Origin of the sequence: Streptomyces sp. NPDC046900, from assembly GCF_040644975.1 — a bacterium.
Classification (GTDB): Bacteria; Actinomycetota; Actinomycetes; order Streptomycetales; family Streptomycetaceae; genus Streptomyces.
This window is the reverse complement of sequence record NZ_JBEYXD010000009.1, coordinates 189,887-214,153: the sequence shown is the minus strand read 5'-3', so window position 1 is coordinate 214,153 and position 24,267 is coordinate 189,887. Positions and strand designations below refer to the sequence as shown.

Annotated in this window: 28 protein-coding genes; 5 read left to right on the top strand and 23 right to left on the bottom strand. The window is 69.8% G+C overall.

All coding sequences use genetic code 11. The features are described from left to right. Positions 1-639 (top strand): transposase (locus ABZ904_RS12625; RefSeq protein WP_361822867.1); only part of this gene is annotated, 639 nt, incomplete at its 5' end. A 708-nt stretch (positions 640-1,347) separates the two neighbouring features. Continuing rightward, positions 1,348-1,638 carry a hypothetical protein gene (locus ABZ904_RS12620; RefSeq protein WP_360998411.1) on the top strand — a complete coding sequence of 97 codons (291 nt, stop codon included), beginning with the start codon at positions 1,348-1,350 and terminating at the stop codon, positions 1,636-1,638. Between the two features lie 148 nt (positions 1,639-1,786). Here ABZ904_RS12620 and ABZ904_RS12615 read toward each other — a convergent pair whose 3' ends face one another. Then, positions 1,787-3,475 (bottom strand): SpoIIE family protein phosphatase, encoded by a 1,689-nt coding sequence (locus tag ABZ904_RS12615; protein WP_359397221.1) that lies wholly within the window; start codon positions 3,473-3,475, stop codon positions 1,787-1,789. A 331-nt stretch (positions 3,476-3,806) separates the two neighbouring features. On the opposite strand from ABZ904_RS12615, the gene ABZ904_RS12610 reads away from it, so the two are divergent. Both ABZ904_RS12610 and ABZ904_RS12605 read left to right on the top strand, forming a co-directional pair. Next, entirely contained in the window at positions 3,807-4,679 is an 873-nt protein-coding gene (locus tag ABZ904_RS12610) for a DNA ligase (protein WP_361822864.1), read from the top strand. 47 nt (positions 4,680-4,726) lie between these two features. Next, the gene (locus ABZ904_RS12605) at positions 4,727-4,933 is read left to right on the top strand and encodes a hypothetical protein (RefSeq protein WP_359397217.1); all 207 of its coding nucleotides are present in this window, start codon (positions 4,727-4,729) and stop codon (positions 4,931-4,933) included. A gap of 96 nt (positions 4,934-5,029) precedes the next feature. On the opposite strand, the gene ABZ904_RS12600 is transcribed toward ABZ904_RS12605, so the two are convergent. The 5 genes from ABZ904_RS12600 to rpsB form a co-directional block, all read right to left on the bottom strand. Next, positions 5,030-6,154, bottom strand: coding sequence for a phosphatidate cytidylyltransferase (locus ABZ904_RS12600; RefSeq protein ID WP_359397214.1), 1,125 nt, complete (start codon positions 6,152-6,154; stop codon positions 5,030-5,032). Next, positions 6,154-6,711: a ribosome recycling factor gene (gene frr / locus ABZ904_RS12595; RefSeq protein WP_014675285.1), complete on the bottom strand. Its 558-nt coding sequence runs from the start codon at positions 6,709-6,711 to the stop codon at positions 6,154-6,156. The genes ABZ904_RS12600 and frr overlap by 1 nt, the downstream gene beginning before the upstream one ends. A 163-nt stretch (positions 6,712-6,874) precedes the next feature. Beyond that, positions 6,875-7,633: a UMP kinase gene (gene pyrH / locus ABZ904_RS12590; RefSeq protein ID WP_359397211.1), complete on the bottom strand. Its 759-nt coding sequence runs from the start codon at positions 7,631-7,633 to the stop codon at positions 6,875-6,877. 188 nt (positions 7,634-7,821) lie between these two features. Then, positions 7,822-8,658: a translation elongation factor Ts gene (tsf, locus tag ABZ904_RS12585; protein WP_360998410.1), complete on the bottom strand. Its 837-nt coding sequence runs from the start codon at positions 8,656-8,658 to the stop codon at positions 7,822-7,824. A 169-nt stretch (positions 8,659-8,827) separates the two neighbouring features. Then, positions 8,828-9,757, bottom strand: coding sequence for a 30S ribosomal protein S2 (rpsB, locus tag ABZ904_RS12580; protein WP_361822859.1), 930 nt, complete (start codon positions 9,755-9,757; stop codon positions 8,828-8,830). Positions 9,758-10,030: 273 nt separating this feature from the next. Here rpsB and ABZ904_RS12575 point away from each other — a divergent pair, with 273 nt between their 5' ends. Next, positions 10,031-10,630 (top strand): M23 family metallopeptidase, encoded by a 600-nt coding sequence (locus ABZ904_RS12575; protein WP_360998408.1) that lies wholly within the window; start codon positions 10,031-10,033, stop codon positions 10,628-10,630. A gap of 147 nt (positions 10,631-10,777) precedes the next feature. Here the strand turns inward: ABZ904_RS12575 and ABZ904_RS12570 are convergent, their stop codons facing one another. From ABZ904_RS12570 to ABZ904_RS12490, 17 genes are all read right to left on the bottom strand, one after another. After that, positions 10,778-11,335 (bottom strand): TetR/AcrR family transcriptional regulator, encoded by a 558-nt coding sequence (locus ABZ904_RS12570; RefSeq protein WP_359397244.1) that lies wholly within the window; start codon positions 11,333-11,335, stop codon positions 10,778-10,780. Between the two features lie 174 nt (positions 11,336-11,509). Further along, entirely contained in the window at positions 11,510-12,352 is an 843-nt protein-coding gene (gene whiG, locus ABZ904_RS12565) for an RNA polymerase sigma factor WhiG (protein ID WP_359397202.1), read from the bottom strand. A 271-nt stretch (positions 12,353-12,623) separates the two neighbouring features. Next, positions 12,624-13,784, bottom strand: a complete 1,161-nt coding sequence (gene dprA / locus ABZ904_RS12560; RefSeq protein WP_359397200.1) for a DNA-processing protein DprA — start codon at positions 13,782-13,784, stop codon at positions 12,624-12,626. Continuing rightward, positions 13,781-15,406, bottom strand: coding sequence for a YifB family Mg chelatase-like AAA ATPase (locus ABZ904_RS12555; RefSeq protein ID WP_361822854.1), 1,626 nt, complete (start codon positions 15,404-15,406; stop codon positions 13,781-13,783). The genes dprA and ABZ904_RS12555 overlap by 4 nt, the downstream gene beginning before the upstream one ends. Continuing rightward, on the bottom strand, positions 15,406-15,807 hold the full coding sequence (locus ABZ904_RS12550) for a YraN family protein (RefSeq protein WP_360998389.1): 402 nt from the start codon (positions 15,805-15,807) through the stop codon (positions 15,406-15,408). The genes ABZ904_RS12555 and ABZ904_RS12550 overlap by 1 nt, the downstream gene beginning before the upstream one ends. Positions 15,808-16,047: 240 nt before the next feature. Continuing rightward, positions 16,048-16,356 (bottom strand): DUF2469 domain-containing protein, encoded by a 309-nt coding sequence (locus ABZ904_RS12545; protein ID WP_003965949.1) that lies wholly within the window; start codon positions 16,354-16,356, stop codon positions 16,048-16,050. 56 nt (positions 16,357-16,412) lie between these two features. After that, positions 16,413-16,922 carry an NUDIX hydrolase gene (locus ABZ904_RS12540; protein WP_359397198.1) on the bottom strand — a complete coding sequence of 170 codons (510 nt, stop codon included), beginning with the start codon at positions 16,920-16,922 and terminating at the stop codon, positions 16,413-16,415. After that, complete coding sequence (gene lepB, locus ABZ904_RS12535; protein WP_359397195.1) at positions 16,912-17,655, bottom strand: signal peptidase I; 744 nt, start codon at positions 17,653-17,655, stop codon at positions 16,912-16,914. Before lepB (ABZ904_RS12535) ends, ABZ904_RS12540 begins: the two co-directional genes overlap by 11 nt. A 78-nt stretch (positions 17,656-17,733) precedes the next feature. Continuing rightward, positions 17,734-18,693, bottom strand: coding sequence for a signal peptidase I (gene lepB / locus ABZ904_RS12530; RefSeq protein WP_359397192.1), 960 nt, complete (start codon positions 18,691-18,693; stop codon positions 17,734-17,736). After that, positions 18,578-19,666: a signal peptidase I gene (gene lepB / locus ABZ904_RS12525; RefSeq protein ID WP_359397187.1), complete on the bottom strand. Its 1,089-nt coding sequence runs from the start codon at positions 19,664-19,666 to the stop codon at positions 18,578-18,580. Before lepB (ABZ904_RS12525) ends, lepB (ABZ904_RS12530) begins: the two co-directional genes overlap by 116 nt. After that, the gene (gene lepB, locus ABZ904_RS12520; protein ID WP_360998388.1) at positions 19,659-20,378 is read right to left on the bottom strand and encodes a signal peptidase I; all 720 of its coding nucleotides are present in this window, start codon (positions 20,376-20,378) and stop codon (positions 19,659-19,661) included. Before lepB (ABZ904_RS12520) ends, lepB (ABZ904_RS12525) begins: the two co-directional genes overlap by 8 nt. Before the next feature lie 165 nt (positions 20,379-20,543). Continuing rightward, positions 20,544-20,894: a 50S ribosomal protein L19 gene (gene rplS / locus ABZ904_RS12515; RefSeq protein WP_128380949.1), complete on the bottom strand. Its 351-nt coding sequence runs from the start codon at positions 20,892-20,894 to the stop codon at positions 20,544-20,546. A 134-nt stretch (positions 20,895-21,028) separates the two neighbouring features. Continuing rightward, positions 21,029-21,862: a tRNA (guanosine(37)-N1)-methyltransferase TrmD gene (gene trmD / locus ABZ904_RS12510; protein WP_360998387.1), complete on the bottom strand. Its 834-nt coding sequence runs from the start codon at positions 21,860-21,862 to the stop codon at positions 21,029-21,031. Then, a complete protein-coding gene (gene rimM, locus ABZ904_RS12505; protein ID WP_359397180.1) occupies positions 21,862-22,437 on the bottom strand; it encodes a ribosome maturation factor RimM in 576 nt (191 codons plus the stop codon). Before rimM ends, trmD begins: the two co-directional genes overlap by 1 nt. A gap of 82 nt (positions 22,438-22,519) precedes the next feature. After that, entirely contained in the window at positions 22,520-22,759 is a 240-nt protein-coding gene (locus tag ABZ904_RS12500; RefSeq protein WP_003973401.1) for an RNA-binding protein, read from the bottom strand. Positions 22,760-22,761: 2 nt separating this feature from the next. Then, on the bottom strand, positions 22,762-23,190 hold the full coding sequence (rpsP, locus tag ABZ904_RS12495) for a 30S ribosomal protein S16 (protein WP_359397178.1): 429 nt from the start codon (positions 23,188-23,190) through the stop codon (positions 22,762-22,764). Positions 23,191-23,530: 340 nt separating this feature from the next. Then, positions 23,531-24,127: a hypothetical protein gene (locus ABZ904_RS12490; protein WP_360998386.1), complete on the bottom strand. Its 597-nt coding sequence runs from the start codon at positions 24,125-24,127 to the stop codon at positions 23,531-23,533. Positions 24,128-24,267 lie beyond the last annotated feature (140 nt).

Genomic DNA, 24,267 nt, shown 5'->3' with positions numbered 1-24,267 from the left:
TCCATTCGACGAATGGGCGTGAGCAGGCTGGAAGCCTGGCTGCGCAACCGCAAGGTGCGAGGCGCCGCGGCGCTGGCGAAGGCGGCTGCCGAGGCAGCTGAGCGCCAGCACACCGCGATCGTCGGCGAGAAGGCCAGCGCTCAGATGGTGAGCACGCTCGCACGGGAAGTGATGCACCTCAATGAGAAGATCACTGAGGTCGACAAGCTCATCGAAAGCCGGTTCCGCAAGCACGAACTGGCTCCTGTGATCACCAGTCTGCCCGGCATCGGGCCCCTGCTTGGAGCCGAATTCGTAGCTGTCACCGGCGGTGACATGGCCTTCTTCGCCACGCCTGATCACCTCGCGGGATTCGCTGGCCTGGCGCCTGCGCCCCGGGACTCAGGCCGTGTCAGCGGCAACCGCCACCGCCCTACGCGGTATCACCGCGGTCTACAACGGGTCTTCTACATGTCCGCCCTCATCAGCATCCGTAATTGTGAGGAATCACGACGGTTCTACGACCGAAAGAAAGCGGAAGGGAAACGGCACACCCAGGCTGTGCTGGCCCTCGCCCGCCGACGCGTCAACGTTCTGTGGGCCCTCCTACGTGACGGACGGTGTTACCAGGCCATACCTTCGGTCACGGCGACAGCTTGACAACGTCATTGGGAAGTCGATCACAGGGGACTGGTGGTCTCGGTCGACCGACCGCGGCCCGCGAGGGATCGTCCTCCGGAGTTCGGCGCTGACCGCCCGTGTACGGGGCTGGTGGTGTCAGGCGTGGGCGTCAGGGCCAGAACACCAAACATCCGCGACAACACCCCGCACCATCAGTGACACCCACCCACACATTCGCACCCGGGCAAGGAGTCCACGACTCGATCGCTTCCCCGTCCCCCGCGTCGACCAGCAGCCGGACCATCAGGGCTCGGCCCTCCTCCCCTTTCAGGCGAATTCCAGGGGCCGTTGCGTGCTCTCATACGGCCGTCCCAGAGTGGCCCCCAGTGGCGCCGGCTCTAGGCCCGTTCGGTAGCTTCACGTGTCGTCTTCGCGAGACCGCCACGTCGGGGAGGCAGCACATGGCACCGGTGATCTCGAACCGTGGGCCGTCGCGGTCGGCGAACCCGGCCCAGCGGCCGGCGTTCTCTGTCCTGTTCGCGCTGATCGGGGCCGGGCTGATCACCTTCGGGCTCTACCGGGCAGGCCACGCCGTCGGCCTGCTGGGCGAGCCCTGCACGCTCACGGTCGCATCCTGCGCACGGGCGGGTCGGTCATCCGAAGCCCGAGATCTGGTGCACCGGCGCCTTCCGGTCGGACGACGGCCGCTCCACGGACCCAGCGGCACGCTTCACCGTGAACCCGTCCTTGGCCTCAGGGCAGATCACCCGCCTGGACCGGACCGGCGCTGACTCCTACATGCGGATCAGCCCGGCCCGCGCCGAGGGGTACGCGGCGTTGACGCTGTTCGGCATGGCCCTGTTCGTCTTTGCGGGGGCCGGACTCGCCTCCCGGGCGAACTCCACTGGCCGGCCCGAACTCCGCGCCGGCCTCGTCGGCCGCGCAGGGCTCCGGCTCGGTCAGGCAGGGATCATCCTGCTTCTGGGTGCGGCGCTCTGCGTCATCATCGCGTTCCTGAGCACACTGCTGGGTGGCTGACCGCGTCGGGCCGCCCGTGAGGAAGGCCGTGGATCGGGTGCTTCTCCCAGCCGGCGCGTCCTCGGACGGCCCTGGCCCACTACGGACCGAGGTGGCGTCTTTGCAGGTCGAGGCCCTGTCTCCGCGGCAGACGGCCGGCGACGCGGACTCAACGGCACGAGCTGGGCACCCGCACCGCCAGCAGGGCCACGTCGTCCTCGTTGTCCGCCGGGCGCGCCCGTGCCAGCACCTGGTCCGCGAAGGACTCCAGGGGACGGTGGGCCAAGGACGCCGCATGTCTGCGCAGGCGGTTCAGGCCCTCGTCCAGAATCCGCCCCGGGGACTCGATCAGTCCGTCGGTGTAGAGGAGAAGGGTCGCCCCGGGCGGCAGTTGCACCGTGGCATCGGGACGGACCTGGTCGGGCGCGATGCCCAGCAGGATCCCGTGGCCGTCGGTCAGATAGTGGGCCAGGCCCTCGTGAGTGACCAGCAGCGGCGGTGGATGCCCCGCGTTGGTCCAGGACAGCTCGCACTGGCCGGCGTCGTTGACCGTCATGCGGGCGAAGACCAGCGTGGCCATGGAGACCTCCGCGATGTGCAGGGTCGCGTTGTCCAGCCATTCCACGATCTTGCTCGGCGGCTCCAGCTGGGACAGGGCGTACGCGCGGAGCATGTTGCGCAACTGGGCCATGCCGGCCGCCGCGTCCAGGTCGTGGCCTACGACGTCGCCGATGGCAAGCGCGGTGGCGCCGTCCGTCAGTGTGAACGCGTCGTACCAGTCGCCGCCGACCTGCGAGGCGTCCGGCGCGGGCAGATAGCGGGCGGTCATGCCGAGGCCCGACCCACGCGGCAGATGCGGCAGCAGATGGCGCTGCATGGTCTCCGCGACCTTGCGCTGCCGCTGGTAGAGACGGGCGTTGTCGAGGGCGAGGCTGGCGCGACGGGCGATGTCCTCCAGCAAAGCGATGTCGGTCGAGGTGAACTGCTCGGGCTGGTCGGCGCGGCCGAGGGTGAGGGCACCCAGTACGTCGCGCAGGCTGCGGATGGGGACGACGACGGCCGAGTGCATGCCGGTCACCTCGAACAGGCGCCGCTGCTCGACCGCGATGCCGGAATCGGGCTGGCCCTGGTAGGTCTCGGGGCTGACGAGGGTCGACGCGATGCCACGCAGGGCACGGGACAGGGGCATCGCGGAGTCCTGGGGTACCGGCGGCATGGGGCCCTGGAGATCCTCCCGGAACTCCACGGTGCCGCTCTCGGCATGGGCGACAGCGAAGCGGATCACCTCGTCCTCCTCGCTGATCAGGTCGATGACGGCCCAGTCGGCGAGGCGGGGCACGACGAGGCCGATCAGGCGGTGCAGCGCCTCGTCGATGTCCAGGGTGGAGGTGAGCAGGGTGGTCGTCTCGGCGAGCAACGTCAGCCGTTGCAGATCGGAGAGCCGCCCGCTGGCCGGTGGCCGCTGGGCGGGCACCTCGGCCTGGCCTTCCGAGTGGAAGAGGACGAGGGTGATCGACGGCCGGACGCCGATGTCGCAGGGGGTGGCCAGCCACGACACCGGCAGCAGCGTGCCGTCACCGCGCTCGAGCCACTCGTCGGCGCCCTGCGCCGTGCGTCCGGCGAGGATGCACTCCCAGATCCTGCACTGGGCCCTCGGCACGGATTCCCCGCCGCTGCTGCGGTGCAGCAGGTCGTGTGCGTCATGGCCGAGCAGACCGGAGGCGGGACGTGCCAGGAGTTGTTCGCCGCGCCTGTTGACGCCCACGATGCAGCCGCGCGCGTCCGTCAGGTAGGCACCCGTGCCGAGGGCCTCAAGGGCCTTGGCAACCGTCTCCTGAGAACCGCCTGCAGTAGTCATATGGCCGCCTCCCCTCACCGGAGAAACGCCTCGTCCGCCGTTTTCCGTGTTCCCCGTCGAGAGCGAGTGATGCCCCGGTCACACCAGCCGCCTTCCTGCTCACGGAGGTGGTCGACCCCATCGATCGGCCACATCGGACACGAGGGGCTGTGCCTTCCACGGACCCTGAGTGCCCGCTCCGGCGCCTCGGCGACCACGTCGTGCGACAGGGCACGCGGCCTCGGCCGCCGGGGCCCGTGGTGTTCGTGCCTGCACAGGCCTAGAATCGAACGCATGAACGATTGCTCGTGGTGTGCGGGCGGCCCTTCCGCCGCAGTCGGAGGATGATCGCGTGGAGTTTCCGGTACAGGTGGCGCTCGCCCGGCCGGTGCCGACGCTGCCGACCGGGCCGGGCTGGTGGTACGAGATCAAGCCGGACGGCCACCGGACGGTCATGTGGCGCACGGCGGACGCGGTGCGCCTCCAGTCACGGTCCGGGCAGGATGTGACCGCGTCGTGGACGGACCTCGCCCTGGCCGGGATGGACCTGCCGCGGGGCGTCGTCCTCGACGGCCAGGCCGTCGTCGCGGTCGACGGGCGCTTCTCCCTCGAGGCGGCTCAGTCCCATACGGCCTCCGCACCGCCAGGGGTGGGGGCGGCGACGCAGGCGCATCCGGCGCGCTTCCTCGTGTGGGACGTCCTGGCCCTGCCGGGTACGGACATGCGGGACCACCCCTATGAGGAGCGGCGCCTGGCCATGCTCGAGGTCCTGGAAGGCCTGCCGTCGCCGTCGCGGATCCGGGCGGTGCCGGCCTCGGACGACCCGGATGTGGCACAGGCCTGGTACGACTCGCTCCAGGACGCCGGAGTCGAGTGCGTCGTCGCCAAGCAGGCGGCATCGACGTACCAGGCGGGCTGCTCCTCGTCGTGGAGGAAGATCCAGCACACCCAGACCTTCGACGCCGAGGTGCTCGGCTACACCGGTCCGGCGCAGCGGCCGCGTGCGCTCGCCGTGCGCCTGCCGGACGGGCGCGCCGTGCTCTCGCAGACTCTCGCGACTCCCCTGGCCGGGCAGGTCGGGGCATGCGTCGCCACACCGCGCGGATGCGCGTACGGCCGTACGGACGCCGGTGAGACCTACACCGTCACGATGCCCGGACTGGTCGTGGAGGTCCTGGCGGAGACGGTGCGGCACACGGGCTTCACGGTGACGAGGCTGCGGTGACACGATGCCAGGACGCATGCCGGGAAGGGGCGAACGATTCTGTGGGCATGTCCGGAGAACGACCTGTGGTGGTGCATCCGCCGTCGGCCCGCGGCGGCCGCAAGGTGACGGCGGACGCGGCGACGCTCGGTCTGGCACACGGCCCGCGGGACGTCGAAGAGTTCATGCGGCGGGCAGGACTCGAGGACGTCGACGCCTCGACGTCGGACCTGATCGAGTGGCGCGGGGGCGGGCCGGACGTGTGGCCTGAATGACGAAGGCGGTACCGCGGTATGCGAAGAGGGGCTCGTGTCCTGTGGACGACGAGCCCCTCGACGGAGAAGTGAAGACCGGCGACGCGCGGAGATCCCTCAGCCGTTCCCGACGAACAGCACGAGCAGCAGCCACACCACCGGCGCCGTGGGCAGGAGCGAGTCCAGGCGGTCCATGATGCCGCCGTGTCCCGGCAGCAGCGTGCCCATGTCCTTGATGCCGAGATCGCGCTTGATCATGGACTCGCCGAGGTCGCCGAGGGTGGCGCTGGCCGCGACCGCGAGACCGAGCAGAAGACCCTGCCACCATGAGCCGTTGTCGATCAGGAACTGCATGCACAACGCGCCAGCGGCCATCGCGAAGGTGACCGCGCCGACCAGACCTTCTCGCGTCTTGCCGGGGCTGATGCGCGGAGCGAGCTTGTGACTGCCGAAGCGCCAGCCGACCGCGTACGCGCCCGTGTCGCTGACGACCGTCAGCACCAGGAACGTAAGCACCCGTCGCGGACCGTCCTCGGCGGTCAGCATCATCGAGACGAACGTGGCCAGGAACGGCACGTAGAAGGCAGCGAAGACACCTGCCGTGACGTCCCTGAGATAGCCGTCCGGCGGTTCCGTCATACGCCAGACCAGGACAGCGAGCGCCGTGAGCGCCACTGCCACCCAGGCGCCCTCGGCGCCCCGCACATACCCCGAGACGACCATGGCCGCGCCGCCGACCGCCAGCGGCACGAGGGGCGCCTTGATGCCCTTGCGCTCCTCCAGCCTCTTGGTCAGCTCCCACAGGCCCACCACGACGGCGACCGCGACGACGCCGACGAAGACGGCCTTGACGATGAACAACGACGCGACGATCACGACACCGAGCCCGATGCCGACCCCTATGGCCGCGCCCAGGTCACGGCCCGCGCTCTTCTTCTGCGGTGCGGGCGCCGGTTGCGGGGCGTCGGGCATGGGCTCCGGATTCTCAGGCACCGCCCAGCGGGCCGGCGCCTGCGGCGTCTCGTCGCGGAACAAGGGGCCGCTCACCCGAGCGGCCCCCGGATCGTCATCCTGGTCTCCGCCGGGCGCGGGTACCTCGGGCACGATGGGCATGGGGCGAGTCTGCTGGGCGTCATGCGCATCGTACGCGGGACCCGCCGGGCCGGGGCCGTGGGGCGGCCCCTGGTCGGCGGGCCCCCAGTACCCGGTCTGTGGCGGCGCCCCCCAGGAAGAGTCGTTCATCAGACCTCGAGCAGCTCCGCTTCCTTGTGCTTCAGAAGCTCGTCCACCTGCGCGACGTACTTCGCGGTGGTGTCGTCGAGCTCCTTCTCCGCACGGCGGCCCTCGTCCTCGCCGACCTCGCCGTCCTTGATCAGCTTGTCGATGGCGTCCTTCGCCTTGCGACGCACGGAGCGGATCGAGACCTTGGCGTCCTCGCCCTTGCCCTTGGCCACCTTGATGTACTCGCGGCGGCGCTCCTCGGTGAGCTCGGGGAACACCACGCGGATGATGTTGCCGTCATTGCTCGGGTTGACGCCCAGGTCGGAATCGCGGATCGCCTGCTCGATGTTGCGCAGCGCGCTCTTGTCGAACGGGGTCACCACGGCCATGCGCGGCTCCGGCACCGAGAACGAGGCCAGCTGGTTGATCGGCGTCGGTGCGCCGTAGTAGTCGGCCACGATCTTGTTGAACATCGCCGGGTGCGCACGGCCGGTGCGGATCGCGGCGAAGTCCTCCTTGGCGACCACGACGGCCTTCTCCATCTTCTCCTCGGCCTCGAGGAGGGTCTCTTCGATCACCACTTGCTCCTGCGTGTCTTGAGTAGGCCCGGCATCCGTGGGCGGCCGCCGGCTGCGTCGCGTCTTCTTCCTGCACGGTTCCGGACCGGTAGGACATTGTCCATCCCCCGGTCAGGTCCGTCGCCCGGACGGGGCTCACCCCGTCGGACGGGTCTGCCTCTGGTCAGTCCCGGCCGCCTTGGTCACCCACGAGTGTGCCGATCTTCTCACCCTTGACGGCCCGCGCGATATTGCCCTCGGCCCGGAGCTCGAAGACCAGGATGGGCAGCTTGTTGTCCCGGCACAGGGTGATCGCGGTCATGTCGGCGACCTTGAGGTCGCGGGTGATGACCTCGCCATAGCTGAGCGAGTCGAACTTGACGGCCTCGGGGTTGGTCTTCGGGTCCGAGTCGTAGACCCCGTCGACACCGTTCTTGCCCATCAACAGCGCCTCGGCGTCGATCTCGAGGGCGCGCTGGGCGGCGGTCGTGTCGGTGGAGAAGTACGGCATGCCCATACCGGCGCCGAAGATGACCACGCGGCCCTTCTCCATGTGCCGCACGGCACGGAGCGGGATGTACGGCTCGGCGACCTGGCCCATGGTGATGGCGGTCTGCACGCGCGAGTCGATGCCCTCCTTCTCCAGGAAGTCCTGTAGGGCAAGGCAGTTCATGACCGTGCCGAGCATGCCCATGTAGTCGGAACGGGCGCGGTCCATGCCGCGCTGCTGCAACTCGGCGCCGCGGAAGAAGTTGCCGCCGCCGATGACGACGGCGATCTGGGATCCGTCGCGCACCACGGCCGCGATCTCACGGGCGATGGCGTGCACCACGTCCGGATCGACGCCGAGTCCGGTACCGCCTGAGAACGCCTCTCCGGACAGCTTCAGCAGAAACCGGCCGCTTACTTTGCCGTCGTCGCGCTTCTCGGCCTTGGTGGTCATGGAGATCTCCTCGTGGTGCACATACGAAGAAGGCCATTGCCGATGGGTGTTTGGCATCCCATACGCGGCAATGGCCTCCTCGTCAGATCTGCTGTCGTCCGCCGCGCTGGTGCGCGGACCGCAAATGCGCACAGCATGGACGACTGCTTACGACCCTATCGGGGTCGCGCGTCGATCGCGGTACGGACTCAGATGCCGACCTTGATGCGCGTGAAGCGCTTCAGGGTGACACCCGCCTCGTCCAGAACCTTCTGGACGGACTTCTTGTTGTCGAGCGCGTACGGCTGGCCGAGCAGCGTGGCGTCCTTGAAGAAGCCGTTGAGGCGACCCTCGACGATCTTGGCGATCGCGGCCTCGGGCTTGCCCTCGGCGCGGGTGGTCTCCTCGGCGATACGACGCTCGGACTCGACGACCTCGGCCGGGACGTCCTCCTTGGAGAGGTACTTCGGCGCGAAGGCGGCGATGTGCTGCGCGATGCCCTTGGCGACCTCGGCGTTCGGCTTGTCCAGCTCGACGAGGACACCGATCTGCGGCGGCAGGTCGGGCATGGTGCGGTGCATGTACGCGGTCACGAAGCCGTCGGCGAACTGCGCGAAGCGGTCAAGGACGATCTTCTCGCCGAGGTTGGCGTTGGCCTCGTCCACGAACGCCTGGACCGTCTTGCCGGGCTCGATCTCGGAGGCGAGCAGGGCCTCGAGGTCGGCCGGGGAGGTCTTGGCGACGTGCTCGGCGATCGCCTGGGCGACGGCCTGGAACTTGTCACCCTTGGCGACGAAGTCCGTCTCGCACTTCAGCTCGACGAGGACACCGGAGGAGTTGTCGTCGGCGATGATGGAGACCACGGCGCCGTTCTCGGCGGAGCGGCCCTCGCGCTTGGCGACGCCCTTCTGGCCCTTGATGCGGAGCGCCTCGACAGCCTTCTCGACGTTGCCCTCGGCCTCGTCCAGCGCCTTCTTGCAGTCCATCATGCCGGCGCCAGTGAGCTCACGGAGCTTCTTGACGTCGGCGGCGGTGTAGTTCGCCATGATCTGTGAATCTCTTCTCGGAGTTCGAAGTCTCGAAGTCGGCGGCCGCCACGGATCGTACGGGCGGCCGCCAAAGATCTACGGGCTACGAAGATCTAAGGGCTGCGGGTGAACGGCGGGTGGCGCGGTCGGCGCCACCCACCCTCACATCAGCCGAACGGACCTGAGGTCAGGCCTGCTCGCCCTCGGTGGCCGGAGCCTCGGCGGCCGGAGCCTCGGCGGCCGGAGCCTCGGTGACCGGAGCCTCGGCGGCGGGCGCCTCGGTGGCCGGAGCCTCGGCGGCGGGCGCCTCGGCGGCCGGAGCGGCCTCCTCGGTCTCAGCCTTCTTCTCGCCCTCGAGCAGGTCGCGCTCCCACTCGGCGAGCGGCTCGCCCGCGGCCTTCTCACCCTTGCCCTCGGCGGCGACACCGGAGCGGGCGATGAGGCCCTCGGCGACGGCGTCGGCGATCACACGGGTGAGCAGGGTGACGGAGCGGATCGCGTCGTCGTTGCCCGGGATCTTGTAGTCGACCTCGTCGGGGTCGCAGTTGGTGTCGAGGATGGCGACGACCGGGATGTTGAGCTTGCGGGCCTCGCCGACCGCGATGTGCTCCTTCTTGGTGTCCACGATCCAGACGGCGCTCGGCACCTTCTGCATCTCGCGGATACCGCCGAGGGTCTTCTCCAGCTTGGCCTTCTCACGCGAGAGGACCAGGAGCTCCTTCTTGGTCAGACCGGAGGAGGCGACGTCCTCGAAGTCGATCTGCTCCAGCTCCTTGAGGCGCTGCAGACGCTTGTAGACGGTCGAGAAGTTGGTGAGCATGCCGCCCAGCCAGCGCTGGTTGACGTACGGCATGCCGACGCGAGTGGCCTGCTCGGCGATGGCCTCCTGCGCCTGCTTCTTCGTACCGACGAACATGACGGTGCCGCCGTGGGCGACGGTCTCCTTGACGAACTCGTAGGCGCGGTCGATGTACGACAGCGACTGGAGCAGGTCGATGATGTAGATGCCGTTGCGCTCGGTGAAGATGAAGCGCTTCATCTTCGGGTTCCAGCGACGGGTCTGGTGACCGAAGTGGACGCCGCTCTCCAGCAGCTCCCGCATCGTGACGACGGCCATGGCCGTTCTCCTTGAGTTTTCTCGGTTGTGCCGCGGGCACCGGGATGGCACTCGCGCCTGACGCCCGCGATGCGCCGTGCCGCAAAGGACCGAGGAGCGCTGACACCGGCCCCATGAGGGCCTGGTGTCGGGGCGTGCGAAGTCGACCCGGTGACCCGGATCGCCACAAGAAGTGTAAGGGACCGGCGGAGCGGCGGGTGACGCCGCTGTCCCCAACCGGGCGGTTGTCCACAGATTCGGCCATGATCACGCGGTGTGCGGGACGGTATTCGCATGCGAGCGGAACGATGCCTGCGGACCTGGTCTGCGGTGCTGCTGATGATGACGGTGTGCGCTGGGGCGCCGGCCGCGCGGGCGGACGAGCCAGGCCCGCGGTATCCGGCCACCACACCCGCACCGGACCCCGGCGCGCCGGTGCCGGCCGTCGCCCGGGTCTGGCCGGTGGGCGTCCACCCCGTGGTCCTGCGGGGCTGGGACCCACCGGCGAATCCGTACGGCCCGGGTCACCGGGGCGTCGACCTGGCGGCGGCCGCGGAAGATCCGGTACGGGCGGTGGCGGGCGGCCGGGTCGCCTTCGCCGGGCGGGTGGCCGGGCGGGGCGTCGTCTCCGTCGACCTGGCGGGGACCGGCGACCCGCCGCTGCGGACGACGTACGAGCCCGTACGCGCATCGGTGCACGAGGGCGACGAGGTGGAGCCGGGTGAGGTACTGGGCGTACTGGAACCGCCGACCGCCCACTGCGCGGGACCCTGCCTGCACTGGGGCCTGCGCAGAGGGGAGGCCTACCTCAACCCCCTGTCCCTGCTGCCGCCCTGGCTGCTGCGGACCGGACCGTCCCGCTTGCTACGGGTGGACGAGATGCCTGTGCCGTAGCCGGGGGCACGCCCGTTCGGGTGCCGTTTCGTAGCCGGGAGCACGCCCTGACAGTCGGTGCCTTAGCAGAGGGCACACCCGTTCAGGTGCCGTCCCGTAGTCGCGGGTTCGCTCTCCTGGCTGCCGATGCCGTGCCCGGCGCCGCGCTCAGCCCTGGACGCCCCGCAGGGCCATCGCGACGGCCGCTTCCGTGATGGCGGCCGGATCCTCGGCGGCGCCCAGCTCGATACGCCGCACCGCCGCGTCGACCACGCCCTGGAGCAGCATCGCCACCAGCCGGGGTTCACGGTGTCCCATCTCGCCGAGAGCGTCGCCGATCATCGTGACGAGCCCGCCGTGCGCCGCCCGGATCTTGTCGCGCGCCCCGGGGTCCAGTTCGCTCGCGGAGATGGCCACCACCGCGCGGTGCCGCCGGTCCCCCACGAGCGCCAGCTGCCGCCGCACATAGGCCTCGATCTTCGCCTCGGGCCCGTCCGCCGCAGCCATCGCCGCCTCGACCTCGGCCGCCCAGACGGGGAAGTCGACCGCGCACAGCTCCTCGACGACGGCCGCGCGGGAGCGGAAGTACTCGTAGACCGAGGACCGCGCCAGGCCCGTCCGCTCGGCGAGGGCCGGGAAGGTCAGCGCCTCCGTACCCCCCTCGGACAACAGGGACCGCGCCGCGTCCAGCAGGGCGGCTCGCTGCATCGACCGGTGCTCGGCCACGGAGGCCGCTCGAATCCTTGGCACGTCAACCACTGTACGGACGGACCGCCGCCGACGGGAGCACACCCGCCATGTGCCCTGCTCCCAGGCTCCGCCCGCCAGGGCCGCCCACGGACTGATTCCGCAGGTCGGTGGGCTGTCTACGCGGAGGACGCCGCGCCAAGGGGTGCTGTCTCAGCGCCCGAAGCTCGCCAGCTTGGCCCGCAGCTGCAGCACCGATTTCGTGTGGATCTGACTCACCCGGCTCTCCGTCACCCCGAGCACATTGCCGATTTCGGCGAGAGTGAGCCCTTCGTAGTAGTAGAGCGTGACCACGGTCTTCTCCCGGTCGGGCAGGGTGTTGATCGCCCGCGCCAGGAACCGGCGCAGCTCCCGGTCCTCGGCCACCTCCACCGGGTTGTCGGCGGCGGTGTCCTCGAGGGTGTCCATCAGGCTCAGCCGCTCGCCCCCCTCGGCCCCGACGTGCAGCAACTCCTCCAGGGCCACCACGTTCGCCAGCGACAACTGGCTGAAGACGGCATGGAGCTCCTCCACACCGATCCCCATCTCCTCCGCTACCTCGACCTCGGACGGCGTCCGCCGCAACCGGGCCTCCAGCGTCGCGTACGCCCGCTCCACGCTGCGCGCCTTCTGCCGCACCGACCGCGGGATCCAGTCCAGCGCCCGCAGCTCGTCGATCATCGCGCCACGGATCCGCGTGATCGCGTACGTCTCGAACTTGATCTCCCTGTCGATGTCGAACTTCTCGATCGCGTCGATCAGCCCGAAGACCCCGGAGGAGACGAAGTCAGCCTGTTCCACATTGGCCGGCAGCCCCACGCTCACCCGGCCGGCCACGTACTTGACCAAAGGCGAGTAGTGCAGGATCAGCTGCTCCCGCAGCCGCTCGTCCCCCGTCTCCTTGTACGACCGCCACAACTCGTCGAGCGTCGAGGGAGCGGGCGGGCGCACGCTGCCGCCGTCACGGGCGGCTGGGGGAAGCGCCGCCCGGTCGGACCCGGAGGTGTGCTGGGGCATTCGTCGCCTTGTGCCGTTCTGCAGTGAACTGGGGTTGCCTGGGTGAGCTGTCGGTCTGATGTCGAGATGCCTGTCTGAGTCGGGATCCTCGTGAGCGTAGCGTGACTGCGGCGTCGCAGTGTGCGAAGGATGGGGGATCACCCGTGCGCGAACGGGCGCGGAGGGGCGCCTTCCGCAACCGAGCGCGTCGCCCTGTGTGATCGCCGGAAAGGGTCAACTACGGGAACTGCCAAGGCTGTCGGGGGTCGCCCGGACGGCCGAACACGCTCGGTCAGCACCGGCCGCGATCTTGTCGGGGGGTTTCAACGGCCTGGCGTGTCAACTTCCAGCCGTCGTCGTGTCGTTCGACGAAACCAAGTGATCGGAGTTCGTACAGTCGCGCGACCGCGTCGTCCTCGGTCGTTTGTGCGTCGCGCGCAATTTCGGACACCGATGTCGCGCTGCGTGCGGGTAGCGCCGCCAGAACGCGCCGGGCGGCAGGTTCCAGCAGGTCACGAGGGAGTACGGGGCCGCGCCGGTCCGGTGCCAGTTCGCCCATGTCACCGACCAGTTCGACCACGTCGGCGGCGTCGGAGACGAGCACGGCGTCCCCGCGCAGAAGTTCATGGACACCGGCCGAGAGTGCGCTGGTGACCGGTCCCGGCACGCCCATGGTGTACCGGCCGAGCCGCTGCGCCGCCCGTGCCGTGACCAGCGCCCCGCTGCGGTAGGCCGCCTCGACCACCACCGTGCCCCGGGTGAGCGCCGCGATCACGCGGTTCCTGAGGAGGAATCGGCTCGGCGTCGGATGCTCCCCGGGTGGCAACTCCCCGATGACCAGCCCCTGCTGAGCGATCCTGCTGATCAACTCGGTGTGTCCGCGCGGATAGGGCCGGTCCACTCCGCAGGCCAGCACCGCGACGGTGGCGCCGCCGGCCGCGAGGGTGCCCCGGTGAGCGGCCCCGTCCACGCCGTACGCGCCGCCGGAGACGACCACCCAGCCGCGCTCCGCGAGCCCCGCGCCGAGGGCGGCCGCCATGTGCGCCCCGTACTCCGTGCAGGCCCGGGCGCCCACGACGGCGACGGACCGCAGGGCCCATATCCGCAGACTGGGCAGTCCACGCACCCAGAGCCCGACCGGTCGGGCGTCCCCGAGGTCGTCGAGCTGGGCGGGCCACTCGGGCGCTCCCGGGTGCACGAATCTCACCCCCGCCTCCCGGGCCGCGGCCCAGTCCCGCAACGGCTCCGCCCGCTCGGCCCGCGCCCGCAGCCCGGCCCACCGCTTCTCGCTCACACCCGGAAGCCGCTGTCCGCCCTCCCGCAGACGCCGGGCCACCTCCTCGGCGCCGCGCTCCCGCAGCCAGCGGCCCGCGGCCTCGTCCCCGGGCTCGACGACCCGGCTGAGGAAGATCCGGGTGAGGCACTCACCGTCCGGGGCGCCGCCCGCGCTCACGTCAGTGCCCCGATGGCCATGGGGACCCCGTGGGGGACCCCGGTGCGCAGCTGCAGGGCCAGTGCCACGTCCGTAGCACTCGGCCTGTCGTGGCCCAGGAGGTCCGCGACGGTCCAGGCGACCCGCAGCACACGGTCGAGCCCCCGGGCTGTGAGAACGCCCCTCTCCAGGCCGCGCTCGGCCTCGTCCATCGCGCCGCTCGCGGCGTGCCAGCGGCTGCGCAGCTCCCGCCCGGGGACTTCGCTGTTGGTCCGCCACGGTGTGCCCGCCAGACGCGCCGCCGTCCTCTCCCTGGCCTCACGGACCCGGTCGGCGACCCTCGCGGTGGTCTCGCCCCGAGCGCCGCCCCCGGTGAGTTCGGCCCGGGTGACCGGGTCCACCTCGACGCGCAGGTCGACCCGGTCCAGGAGCGGGCCGGAGAGCCGGGCCTGATAGCGGCGGATGGCCGAGGGCGGGCACTCGCACAGGCTGTCGCGCTGCGAGAAGCGGCCGCAGGGGCACGGGTTGGCCGCGAGCACCATCAGGAACCGCGCCGGGAACCGCACGACACCGGCGCTGCGGGCGATGACGACGTGGCCGGACTCCAGGGGCTGGCGCAGCGCGTCCAGGGCCCGGCTGCTGAATTCGGGTGTCTCGTCCAGAAACAGAACGCCCCGGTGGGAGAGGGACACGGCACCCGGCCGGGCGATGCCGGGACCACCGCCGACGAGTGCCTGCATGGTGGCCGAGTGGTGCGGGGCGCAGTAGGGGGCGATGTCGATCAGCGGCTTGCCCGGTGGCAGCAGGCCCGCCACCGAGTGCACGGCGGTGACTTCCAACGACTCCTGTCTGCCGAGTCGGGGAAGGACGGCCGGCAGACGCTCTGCGAGCATCGTCTTTCCGGCGCCCGGCGGCCCTTCCAGGAACAGGTGGTGCCCTCCGGCCGCGGCCACTTCCACCGCCGTACGGGCCGCGATCTGGCCCACCACGTCGACGAGGTCGTGGCCCTGGTCGTGTTGCGGGGCACCCGCGCCATGGATCCCGGTGACCGCCTCGGCGCCCGGTGCGCGCAGTCCGGCGAGGAGCGGGTCGGGGCGGCCCGGCTCGTCCGGCTCCTCCTCGGGCACGGGCTCGTCCGCGAGGACGGCGATCAACTGGCGCAGACTGCGCACACCCAGTACGGACACTCCGGGCACGAGGGAGGCCTCGGCAGCGGCGCACTCCGGCACGACCACCTGCTCGTAACCCGCCTCCGCCGCGGCCAGTACCGCCGGCAGGATCCCCCGGACCGGGCGGACCCGCCCGTCCAGGCCGAGCTCGCCGATCATCACAATGTCGGCGAGCACCCGGGGGTCGATCCGCTCCGCGGCGCCGAGCACCGCGCAGGCGACGGCGACGTCGAAACCGCTGCCCGCCTTCGGTACGGAGGCGGGGCTGAGCCCGACCGTGAGCTTCTTCTGCGGCCACTCGCCTCCGGAGTTGACCACCGCGGCCCGCACCCGGTCCCGGCTCTCCGTCAGGCTCTTGTCGGGCAGACCGACCAGGGTGAACGCGGCCACGCCGGGTTCCAGGTCGGCCTGGACCTCGACCACCACGCCCTCCACGCCGACCAGGGCCACGGAGCACGCACGTGCGAAGCCCATCACGTCACCCCCCGCACGTGCTCGACCACGGGGGCGCCGCGCTCGGGCAGGACGACACCGACCACGTCGATCCGCACCCCGCCAGGCGGTGCCCCTCCGTGCATCTGGATCCAGCGCTCGGCGAGGTCACGCAGCCGCTGGGCCTTCACCGGTGTGACGGCGGCCATCGGATGCTCGAAGCGGCCGCCCCTGCGCGTCTTGACCTCGCACACGACCAGGACGTCGCCGTGCCTGGCCACGATGTCGATCTCGCCGCTCCTGCCGCTGCGCCAGTTGCGCTCCAGGACCGTCATCCCGGCCGCCGTCAGCCGCCGGGCGGCGAGCTCTTCTCCGTACCTGCCGAGTGCACTGCGTGACTGATGCGTGTTCATGTCGGCACCACCTCCGGCGCCAACCGTCACGCATCCGCCGTCACGAAGTAGATCTTGGTGGACAAGTCACAGGTTGTGGAAAACACCGTCACCCTCGCGGGTGCGGCATCTCCGTCACCTCGCGGGTGCGACAACTCCATCACCTCGCAGGTGCGACTCCCCCCGTCACCTCGCGAGGGCAGCCTTCACCGCCACCGTGGCGGCCGAGGACAAGATCCCCACCCGCACGGCGACAGACGGCCCCCCTTACGCCGACAGCGGCCGCTGCCTTCAGCCGCCCGGGAGCTCCAGATCGCTCTTGTTCAGCTCCTCAATGTTCACGTCCTTGAACGTGAGGACCCGAACCTGCTTCACGAAGCGAGCAGGCCGGTACATGTCCCAGACCCAGGCGTCCGCCATGGACACCTCGAAGAACACCTCGCCCTGTACGGAGTGCACCTGCATCTCGTAGTCATTGGTGAGGTAGAAGCGCCGCTCGGTCTCGATCACGTATTTGAACAGACCGACGACATCGCGGTACTCCCGGTAGAGCTTGAGCTCCATCTCGGTCTCGTACTTCTCGAGGTCCTCGGCGCTCATGGCATGTTCCCCTTCAACCGTGCGATCCCACCATTGTGCGCCAGTCCCGTGCGCCTCTAGACGATTTCTGTATCGAGGATCTCGGGCCTGGCCGGGGGACCCTCGTCGAGCAGCGTCCGCAGCAGCTCGGCGAGTCTCTTCGGATACACCGTCTCATGCGCCTCGGCCAGTTCCCCGCACGACCACCACCGTGCACCGGCCACACTGCGCTTTTCCAGCTCCGTCAGGCCCGTTGCGGCCGTGACCAGGGCCGTTCGGGTCGTACGGGCGAGGTAGTACCACTCGTCCTGGTCCCAGCGGCGGCCGGCGAAAGGGAACGAGCACATCCGCTGCCACAGCACCGGGCCCAGCTCGACGTCCGTGATGCCGGTCTCCTCGGCCAGCTCACGCAGCGCGGCCTGCTCGCGCGTCTCGTCGCCCTCGAGGCCGCCGCCGGGCGTGAACCACCAGTCGTCGGCCGGGTCGTCCGGCTCGTGCCCGTGCAGCAGCAGAATGTGGTCCCGGGGATCGAGCAGCACCACTCGGGCCACCTTGCGCAGCCCGCCCGCGGCCGGCTCAGCGGACACCGGCCAGCTCCCTCCGGGGGGTGCTGCGCCCGCGGCTCGCGAGCTTCGCGATCGGGCCGTAGGCGGCACCCACCATCACCAGCACCGCGCCCGCCACGATCGCTCCGACGATCAGCCGCAGCGGTCCGGGCGACGAGATCGGGCCCAGTGCCTGGAAGCCGGTCGGGCGCACCAGCATGCCGTTCATCGGCCACACCACGGCGTCCACCCGGGTGTCCACGCCGCTGCGCGCCACCGTGCCGTTGAAGGCCTCCGTGAGGTGCGCCGTGGAGTCCAGGGACCCGCTGCGCTCGTCACCGAGGAGGAACAGCCGGTCCTTGGGGACCGTGATGGTCGGGATGGTCTTGTACTCGGCGGCGGAGCCCTTGGGGAGGTACGGCTCCTGGATCTCCTTGCCGTTGACGGTCAGCTTGCCGTCGGTGCAGCAGGCGACCGTGTCGCCGCCGATCGCCACGACCCGCTTGACCAGCGGCATGTTGCCCCAGCTCTTCTGCTTGAAGACGACGACGTCGCCGCGCTTGACGTCGGCCCCGTCGACACGCTGGGCGAGCACCCTGTCACCGGCGGCGATGGTGGGCGTCATGGAGTTGGTCGGCACCGTGTAGGGCTTGTAGACGATCGCACCCCAGACGAATCCGCCGAGGAAGAGCACACAGCCGAGGGCCACGGCCAGTCCCGACAGTGTGTTGCCGAGCCGTCCGCGGCCTTCTTCCGTACGACCAGTCCCGCTCATCCCAGTGCTCCCCAAGTCGGAGATTCGATCCCGTGGCCCGCACCGGGCCACGGAAGATCGGCGATCTGGGACGGCACCCTACCGGGCGGTACCGCTGCCAGAAACCCTGGGGTTTCCGGCGGTAAGGCTCGCGGTGATCCGGCGCCTGCGCCAGAGCACCAGCGGCACCGCGCCCGTCAGCCCGAGCGCCCCCGGGGCCGCCACGCTCAGGCCCTGGTCGAAGGTGTCCGGGACCGGCAGCGTGTCCCAGCGGGTGGGCGGCCAGGCGACCACGATGGCCCGGCCCACGACGTTCCCGACCGGCACGAAGCCCTGGTACTGGTCCTGCTGGTGGTAGCGGGAGTCCAGCGAGTTCTGCCGGTGGTCACCCATGACCCAAATTTTGCCCGGCGGAACCATGACCTTGAACTGGCCGCCCTGGTCGTCGACGCTGCACGGGGTGTTGCCGGGGTACACATACGGCTCGTTCAGCGCCTTGCCGTTGACCAGCAGCGGGCCGGTGCCCTTGCACTCGATGGTGTCGCCGGCGACGCCGATGACCCGCTTGATGAGGTCCTTCTCCTCCGCCGACGGCATCAGGCCGATCCAGCTCAGGGCCGTCTGCAGGGCGTTCGGGTTGGTGGTGGGCTCGCCCGCCAGCCAGTTGTCCGGGTCGTGGAAGACGACGACCTCGCCGCGGGAGGGCTGGGAGCCGAACCAGGGGGTCAGCTTGTCCACGAGGACGCGGTCGCCCTGCTGGAGCGTGTTCTGCATCGAGTCGGAGGGGATGGAGAACGCCTGCACCAGGAACGTCTTGATCAGCAGCGCGAGAACCAGCGCGATGCCGATGAGCAGCGGGAGCTCCTTCCAGAAGGAGCGCTGCTTCTTCGGCTCCTGAGGAGGCTGCCCGTCGCCATCCCGTGTATCGCCGCCGTCATAGGACTCACTCCCGGAGCCGATGCGGTCCTCCGCCGCCGGGGGGGCCGTCTCGTCGGGTCGCTCCGGCCGCTCTTCGGGGCCCTCGTGCCCGGACCGTGCGCCGACCGCCAAATCCCCCACATCCACTCCTCAGTCCATATCGCCGCCGGCGCCCCAGTCGACGCAGGCCCACCACTCCCATAACGAGCGGGAGTTCCGCAGGGCTCGGGAGGGGGATCAATCCGTATCGATCCGCGGAGGCCACCCTATGCGACAGACCGAGCGCGGTGTTCGACCCGCCCGGGACCGACGCGTAAGTGTCAGGCTCTTTCAGGCGTGTCCAGTGCCCGATCGGCCAGGCGATGACCATGGCGCGGCCGACGACGGACTTCTCCGAAACAGTACCGCTGAACGCCTCGGTGCGGTGGTAACGCGAGTCGGCCGAGTTGGCGCGGTGATCGCCCATGACCCACAGCCGGCCCGGGGGAACGGTCACCGAGAACGAGAAGTCGGAAGGTTTGTTCCCCGGGTGAATGTACGGCTCATTCAGCGGCACGCCGTTGACGGTGACATGCCCCAGGGCGTCACAGCACTTGACCGTGTCCCCGCCGACGGCGACGACCCGCTTGATCAGATCTTTGTCGTTGTCGGAGGGCAGCAGACCTATCCAGGTGAGCCCCTCCTTGAACTGCTTGATGCCCACCGGGTCGTTCTTCTTGGCCGTCTGCTCGCCCGCGAGCCAGTCGCCGGGGTCACGGAAGACCACCACGTCGCCGCGTTGCGGCTTGGAACCGAACCACGGTGTCAGTTTGTCGACGAGGACGCGGTCGCCGATCTGGATCGTGTTCTCCATGGATCCGGACGGGATCACGAAGGCCTGCACGAGGAAGGTCTTCAGGACGAGGGCTATGAGGACGGCGACACCGGCCAGGAGAGGTATCTCCTTGACGGCGGAGCGCCTCCTCTTGCGCTTGACCTTGCGCTGGAGCTTGCGCCGCTCGGCCCGGCTGCGCCCGGTGGGGGTGCCTGCCGAGGCGCGCCGTGAACCGGTGGGCAGTAGGTTCTGCAGGCCGGTGTCGGCCGGCACGCCGCGCGGCTTGCCGCGGTTACCCATGGGCACCGTCCGCCGGGGACGGTACACGCGCGTAGGTGCCGGGACGGGTGATGTGCCTGAAGTGCGCGGAGGGCCACACGACCCAGTCGACCCTGCCTATCACGGCGCCGACGGGGACCATTCCGCCGCCGGGCGAGCCCAGGTGGTCGCGGGAGTCACTGGAGTCGCTGCGGTGGTCGCCCAGCACGAAAAGTGTGCCGTCCGGCACCACGACGTCGAAGAGGACGTCGGACGGGCTGTTGCCGGGGTACAGAAACGACGACTCGTCGACCGGCCGGCCGTTCACCTCGAGTCTCCCCTCCTTGTCGCAGCAGACCACCTGGTCTCCCCCCACACCTACTACCCGCTTGACGTAGTCGGCGCTCCCGAAATACCCGGTGCCGTCGAAGACGACGACGTCACCCCGCTGCGGCTTCGATCCGAAACGGTACGCCAACTTATTTACGAGCACGCGGTCCCCAACCCTCAATCCGCGCTCCATCGACCTGCTGGGGATGTCGAACGGCTGGGTCACGAACGCGCTGAGCGCGAGGAGGAACAGCAGGCAGATCAGCACGGTCAGGGTGACCCGCCCGCCTGGCACCCGGTCGATCACCTGCGACGGCAACGCGAAGCGCGACCGTCCCTCCTGGCCCGCTGTGTCCGAGTTCGCCTCGGAACCGGCGGGGCTGGAGGAGCGGTCGCGCTCCGTGTGCTGTGCTCGGGTGTCCATCGGGGCCAGATGCTATCCGGCCTCGCTGTGGACCCCCATGTGGTGGCTCACTCACCTCAGGGGTGCTGAAGCCGGTGCCGGGAGGCCGAACGTGCTCAGCCCTGCGGGCCTGTCTGCGTTCGTGCCCGACGCCGGGGCGCTCCTGCGGTTCGCTCGCCGAAGCGCTCAGTTCTCGCGCTTCTCCTTGATCTTCGCCGCCTTGCCGCGCAGGTCGCGCAGGTAGTACAGCTTGGCGCGGCGCACGTCACCGCGGGTGACGAGCTCGATCTTCTCCACGATCGGGGTGTGCACCGGGAAGGTGCGCTCGACGCCGACGGAGAAGGAGACCTTGCGGACCGTGAAGGTCTCGCGCACGCCGGAGCCCTGCCGGCGGATCACCACACCCTTGAACTGCTGCACACGGGAGCGGTTGCCCTCGATGACGCGGACGTGGACGTTGACCGTGTCACCCGGACGGAAGGCCGGGACGTCGCTGCGCAGCGAAGCGGAGTCGACGGAGTCGAGCAGGTGAGACATGTCGTCTGCTTTCTTCACCGATGCCACAGGTCATCGGCGGTACGTAGGTTCTCGGTAAGAATCGCCGTCCGGGTCGGGGCGGACGTCGTGTCCCCCTGTGGCAGGGGCGCACGCCGGACGCGGACAGCAGCCGCCTATTCTTCCACGTGCTGCGGCCTGCGCCAAAATCGGCCGTGCGGTGCGCCGTCGGGATCGGGTGCCCAGCCCAGGATGGAGAGCATCTCGCGGTCCTTCTTGTCGAAGGCCGTCGGATCGCAGCGTTCGATCAGGTCGGGCCGGTTGGCCGTCGTGCGCTTCAGTGCCTCGTCCCGGCGCCAGCGGGCGATCCTGCCGTGATGACCGCTGAGCAGCACCTCGGGGATGCCCCGGCCGCGCCAGGCGGGCGGCTTGGTGTAGACGGGACCCTCCAGGAGGTTCGCCATCGCGCCGGGCGCGAAGGAGTCGTCCCGGTGCGACTCGGCGTTGCCGAGGACTCCCGGCAGGAGCCGGGCCACCGCTTCGGTGATGACCAGGACCGCAGCCTCGCCGCCGGCCAGGACGTAGTCGCCGATGGACACCTCGTACACCGGTATCCGGGTCGCGTACTCGTCGATGACACGGCGGTCGATGCCCTCGTAGCGGGCGGGCGTGAAGACCAGCCACGGGCGCTCGGAGAGCTCCACGGCGAGTTCCTGGGTGAAGGGACGGCCGCTGGGTGTGGGGACGATCAGAGCGGGGGCCGAGGCACCCGTCTCGTATCCGTCGGCCAGGATGTCGTCGAGGGCGTCACCCCAGGGTTCGGTCTTCATGACCATGCCCGGGCCGCCGCCGTACGGCGTGTCGTCGACCGTGTTGTGGCGGTCGTACGTCCACGAGCGCAGATCGTGCACCTGGAGGTTCAGCTGCCCACGCGCGCGTGCCTTGCCGACCAGGGAGACGTTCAGCGGTTCCAGGTACTCGGGGAAGATCGTGACGACGTCGAGCCGCATTACGCCTCTTCTCCGGACGGCTCTCCCGTCTGGCCCTCGGACTCCCTGGCGGACGCGATCTCCGCGCGGTCGTCGATCAGGCCCGGCGGCGGGTCGATGACGGCGCGCTGCTCCTCGAGATCGATCTCGGTGACGATCTCCTCGACAAAGGGGATCAGCACCTCGCTCCCGTCCGGGCACTCCACCACGAACAGGTCCTGGGAGGGCAGGTGCGAGATCTCGGTGATCCGGCCGACCTCCACGCCGTCCCGCGTCACGACGTCGAGGTCGATCAGCTGGTGGTCGTAGTACTCGTCCTCGCCCTCGGGGAGCTCGTCCGGGTCCACCTCCGCGATCAGAAGCGTGTTGCGGAGGGCTTCGGCGGCGTTCCGGTCCTGGACGCCCGCGAAGCGCAGGAGCAGCCGGCCGCTGTGCACCCGGCCGGTTTCGATGGTGAGCGGGCCCGCGGACGCGGGATCGGTGGCCAGTACGGCGCCGGGTGCGAGCCTGAGCTCGGGCTCGTCGGTGCGTACTTCCACGGTGACCTCGCCCTTGATGCCGTGGGCGCGGCCGACCCGTGCGACTACCAGCTGCACTTGTGAAGATCTCCTGTCGTAACGACCGCGGGCCGGGGACGGCCCAGTTGGCCCTCCCCGGCCCGAGCCGGTTGCGAAAGCGTCAGCGGACGTGGTCCACGTCGACGAGGTCGACACGGACGCCGCGGCCGCCGATGGCACCCACGACGGTGCGCAGGGCGCGTGCGGTGCGGCCGTTACGACCGATCACCTTCCCGAGGTCGTCGGGATGGACCCTGACCTCGAGCACACGTCCACGGCGCAGGTTGCGCGAGGCCACCTGCACATCGTCAGGGTTGTCGACGATGCCCTTCACGAGGTGCTCGAGAGCCTCCTCGAGCATGCTCAGGCCTCGGTCGACTCAGAAGAAGCGGACTCGGCAGCGGCCTCGTCCTTCTTCTCGGCCTTCTTCTTCTGGGTGATCGCCTCACCCTTGCCCTCGTCGTCACCGGCGAGAGCCTCGAACGTCGGACGCGTGGCCTTGGGCTCGGCAACCAGCAGCGGCGCCGGGGCGGGCTCGCCCTTGAACTTCTGCCAGTCGCCGGTCTTCTTCAGGATGGCGAGCACGGGCTCGGTCGGCTGGGCGCCGACACCGAGCCAGTACGCCGCGCGCTCGGCGTCGACCTCGATCACCGACGGGTTGTACGTCGGGTGGTACTTGCCGATCTCCTCGATCGCCCGGCCGTCACGGCGGGTGCGGGAGTCGGCGACGACGATGCGGTAGTGAGGCGAACGGATCTTGCCCAGACGCTTCAGCTTGATCTTGACTGCCACGGGAGTGGGTTCTCCTGGATTTGACGTGGTTGGGCACGGCGAGATTGCCGCGTGGGGTTGCGGTACCCGAGTGCCCGATGGACGCGTCAGCCGGAGGAGAGAGGGGTCCTGTGCGGCTGTCGAGTACAGCTAGCCATTGTGCCACACACTGCCGGGGGCCACGGCCGTGGCACCTGGGCATGACAGAGACACACCCGGCGCCGGGGACTCCCGCGCGTCGCCGCGCCACCCGACGCTCACCGGGTGCTGTCACGCCCGCCATGCGGCATGCCGCATGGGCCCGCAGCCGATCACGACCGCGTACGAAGCTGAGGTACGGCCGCCACGAGCAGCCGTCTGATCAGCTCGCCGCGGCCCCCACCGGCTCGGGGATGCGGAAGGGCTTTCCGCAGCCGCCGCACACGATCGGGGCCTGTGCCAGGACCGACGGGACGACGCGGACGTTGCGGCCGCAGTCACAGACCGCCTTGACGCGGACGCCGCCGCCGGAGGAGCCGTGGCGGGCGGCCGGGCCCCGGAACGAGCGGGCCGTGTCCGCGGCGGTGGCTGCCGTGTGGGCCTTCAGCGCGCGCTGGAGCCGCTCGATCGTCGGCCGGTAGCGGCGCTTTGCCTCGGGATTGAGCGTGACCAGGGAGAAACCGCTGCTCGGGTGCGGTTCCTCGGGGTGGTCCAGGCCCAGCTCCTCGGCGATGGCGAGAAATCTGCGGTTGTGGTATCGGCCGGCACGGGAGGTGTCGCGTACACCGCGGGCAGCGGCGATGCCATGGACTGCCTCATGGAGCAGTCGCTCGAAAGAGAGTTCGTGCCCGCATGCGGACGAGGACTCTCCGATCAGGGACTCGGGCGCGGCAAGATCGGGCAGCTCGGGGTGGTACCGCTGAATGTCGGCCCACGCCTGCGCCAGCTCTGCGGCGAGAACAGGTGGTGTCGTGCTCACGTAATGACAACGAGCCTGAGTGCTCCCGTGTTCCTATTCCGGGGCATCCCAAATAATTTGCACTTACCCGTCAGTTGGCACTGATGCGTCCGGAGGAGGGCGGGTGCGCTGATCTGCGGAGAAGCCTCACAGCTCATACC